This is a genomic window from Wolbachia endosymbiont of Nomada ferruginata (assembly GCF_001675785.1).
GTDB lineage: Bacteria > Pseudomonadota > Alphaproteobacteria > Rickettsiales > Anaplasmataceae > Wolbachia > Wolbachia pipientis.
Genome location: NZ_LYUY01000131.1, coordinates 1 through 2,680 on the forward strand (window position 1 = coordinate 1; position 2,680 = coordinate 2,680).

Consider the following 2,680-nt stretch of genomic DNA (forward strand, 5'->3'; position numbering starts at 1 on the left):
AGAATTTCATATACCTAGCTATGAGTAGGGTTATGTTAAAGAGGGAATATGCTTGAATTTACTTGTTTCCGGACAACCTCTAAGTAAACTTCCCAGAGCTGTTGATAGACCAGTTATTTTGTGCTCTGTTATTTGACCACCATTTGGTGTATATCCCACTTTAAGATCATTTGTGGTTATATCCAAAGTATATTCATTACCCGTATTATCTGCCAAAGTTACAAGTTTGACTTCTGCCAGAGTTGCTGCTGCTGTTCCTGCAGCACTTTCAAATTTCAAACTAGCCGGCATATCACACTCCATTAATTACAAAAACCATAGCATGCATGAAAATAGTATAATTTTTGTTAATGCTAGATTTTACATAAGATTTCCTTGAAACTTGTTGTTTCAGAATTCTTCTCTTGTCATTCAAGTGTGTAGCAGATGATGTCATTCCAGTCTGGAATCCAGCCTTTATTATGCAGCCACTTATTTGAAGTTAAGTTTTCTGGATCCCAGTGTCTGGGCACTGGGATGACACCGAAGGGGCTACTCGGATGACAAACCCTGTCATTCCAGGGCGTGACGCTGGTTTCCATCCAAGACGGCAGTGCTTGACACTGGAATGACAAGAAGAGGGCACTGCCCTCCTTGTATGTATTAGATATAGGCCGAGTTGTGGTCGTGATAAATGTGATCGCTTGCGCAATCGAACATTTTCACAAAACCATTCTCTAGATAAAGATTATATTCGTGATGTTGATCTGATAATACAATATTATCTTGCTCCCCTGAATTGAAATGACTTGAATCTGACAGCAATTCGTAATTTGGATTATCTATTTTACTAATGCTGCTTATTACTTTGCCATTACCACTTGATATAGCTAAACTATAACTATCACCATCCTTCATTATCTTGATGGACACCTTATCTTCAGGTAACACTATAAGCTTCTTTGTGCCACTATCGTGGATTACGAATTTGCCTTTTTCAAAATAGTATTTGTCTTCCGGCAAAGCACCAACCTTATAATCTGATGTGTGCAGTTTGTTCCAAAAATCTAACACAGATTGCTTTTCTGCTCCTTCCGCTCTATCATACAAGGCTTTCACATCATTATAATTTATCGTTACATTTGCCTTATGCTTCCCTTCTGAGTCCTGCTCGTAGCTCTTTTCTATTTTGAGAATTGTGTCTTTTAATACCTGCTCTTTCTCCTCCACTGAAGCTGACCTTTTTGCCCTTGTTGGAATTTGTGGCTGATCAGACTGCATTTCACTATTGTCGTTTGATGCAGTTTTCTCTTCAGCAGCTTGTGCAACAACATTAGTAGTATTGTGACTTATGTCAACTTCTGTCTTAGTTTCACTTACTTGCCCTTTTGGACTTTCGGTTTGTTTCTCTTTTGTGAATATTCTCTGATAGTCCGTGTAGCCTCTATTAGTATCACCGATATCACCACTACCTTGATCGAAAGTTATTTTTTTACTTCCATTTCCCATGTCCTCAATTTCAACTTGAGGAGAAACAGATGCTAGGAAATCGTTATAACTGTAGTTGTAGTCAGCAGAAAAGAATATTTTCCCTTTGAAGTTATGGAAGTTATTAGATAACATTCCAATTTCTTCATCACCATCAAACAATTTTACTTTAGTGAAATATGTTTGATCTTTTATTCTAACTATTTCACCGCTAGAGTTTCTTTGTATGTGGTAATCATTTGGGTCATACTTTATAGCAAAAAGTTTGCCAGAGCCATATTTCTCTAAGTTTATAAGGCCCACATTTACATGTTTGTGGGAATAATCTCTCTTTTCATATTCATGTGCAAATATTGGCTCTATGTATCTATATTCGTCTGGTATATTTGGCATACCTACTGGATGTTCATTCCCATCTTTTGTCACCGGAACAAGCTTATATGCTCCATCTTTTTCCACTAATTTTAGGTGAGTAATACTTTGTGGTAGTTGAAACCTTACGTTTGCTCCATGGTCATGAATAAATAGATCACCTTTCTCGGTAATATAAAAGCCCATATTTTTGAACTCATGTAAGCGCTCGTCTCCTTGCTTTACAACCGCTTCGTACACATCATCGTCTGTCCTATCTGTTCCCTTATTATCCAGTAATTTTCCTTTTTCCACGATTACTCCATTTGCCTTTTGCTCATCAGAATATTGAGCATGCTTTGAATCCTGATGATTCAGGATTTTAGGATATCTAAGAAGCAGGGAATCTAAATCTTTTTGAATATGTCCAGTGCTAGGATGCAACAATTCATTTTCATGTAAATGCTTCTCATCAAAGTATTCATCGCGTTCAACTGTTCTGCCATCTATTAGGGAAGCTTTATAATGACCATTTTCTTTTGTAACTGCCATGTAAGCACCGCCTTCGTATGAAACATTTAAGTTGTGCAATATATCCTCAAAAACGAAAGTTTCTTTAGTTTGGCCTTCAACTTGCTTAAAAAAGCCCGATTCGCTCGATAATTCTCCAAGCTTTGTATTTCCTTCATATATAGACAGTGCACCCATATCTCCTTGACCATGAGCTTGCATAGAAAAAATCTTACCTTCTTGTAGATCAATATGATTTGTACCTCTTATCAGAGGTTGTCCGGAAACAAGTAAATTCAAGCATATTCCCTCTTTAACATAACCCTACTCATAGCTAGGTATATGAAATTCT

At 37.1% G+C, this 2,680-nt stretch carries 2 protein-coding genes and 1 pseudogene; all 3 read right to left on the reverse strand.

The genetic code is table 11. The features are described 5' to 3' along the window. Window positions 1-30: 30 nt before the first annotated feature. The gene (locus BA053_RS05890) at window positions 31-291 is read right to left on the reverse strand and encodes a hypothetical protein (RefSeq protein WP_156518071.1); all 261 of its coding nucleotides are present in this window, start codon (window positions 289-291) and stop codon (window positions 31-33) included. A 190-nt stretch (window positions 292-481) separates the two neighbouring features. Continuing rightward, window positions 482-625 (reverse strand): hypothetical protein, encoded by a 144-nt coding sequence (locus BA053_RS08180; RefSeq protein ID WP_245611104.1) that lies wholly within the window; start codon window positions 623-625, stop codon window positions 482-484. A 17-nt stretch (window positions 626-642) separates the two neighbouring features. After that, window positions 643-2,601, reverse strand: a pseudogene (locus tag BA053_RS05895) (peptidase M2); the annotation flags it as partial. Between the last annotated feature and the right edge of the window lie 79 nt (window positions 2,602-2,680).

What these genes read in the sequence shown, in the direction of transcription:
- BA053_RS05890 (WP_156518071.1), bottom strand. Translation starts at nt 291, where the DNA reads ATGCCGGCTAGTTTGAAATTTGAAAGTGCTGCAGGAACAGCAGCAGCA.